The following is a 638-nucleotide window of genomic DNA, read 5'->3' as shown; positions in this document are numbered from 1 at the left end:
TTGGGCTGGTTCTTTTTGCCTTTTTAGCATTCATGGCTTGGCTGGCAGATCAGCTTTTCTCTGATCGTGGTGCGTACATCCACGTAGGTGCCTTAATCGGCTCGATCATGGCGGGTAATGTTTTCTTCGGCATCATGCCTTCGCAACGTGCGCTGGTTGAAGCGGTGCAACGCGGCGAAGCGCCTGATCCAAAATACGGTGCGTTCGCCAAGTTACGTTCCACTCATAATAACTACCTCACACTGCCGCTGATCTTCATCATGATCAGTAACCACTACCCGATGACCTATTCACACGAATACGGCTGGGCGGTATTGGCAGCGATTATGTTTATTACCGGCTTTGCGCGTCATTTCTTCAACTTGCGGCATCGCGGTCAATTCAAACCGATGATTCTTGTCATTGCAGCGCTTTTACTCGTTGCACTTGCGGGCGTTATGGCGCACACCAAAAAAGTGGTTGTTCCATCTACAAATGCAACGGTCGTCAGTGATACCAAGGCAATGGAAATCGTTGCCGCTCGCTGCGCCAGCTGCCATGCAGTACAACCAACGCAGCCGGGGTTTGAAGCTGCAGGCGCACCAGCAGGTGTTGTACTTGAAGAACTCGATACGGTTGTCGCGATGAAGCAAAAACTC

Annotated in this window: 1 protein-coding gene; it reads left to right on the top strand. The window is 51.1% G+C overall.

Annotation, left to right across the window (positions count from 1 at the left end; genetic code table 11):
- Window positions 1–638: urate hydroxylase PuuD (locus A3751_RS17285; RefSeq protein WP_197466452.1), on the top strand; the 638-nt coding region annotated here is incomplete at both ends.

This window comes from Oleiphilus sp. HI0080 (assembly GCF_001635135.1).
This window is presented reverse-complemented; position numbering and strand designations above follow the sequence as displayed.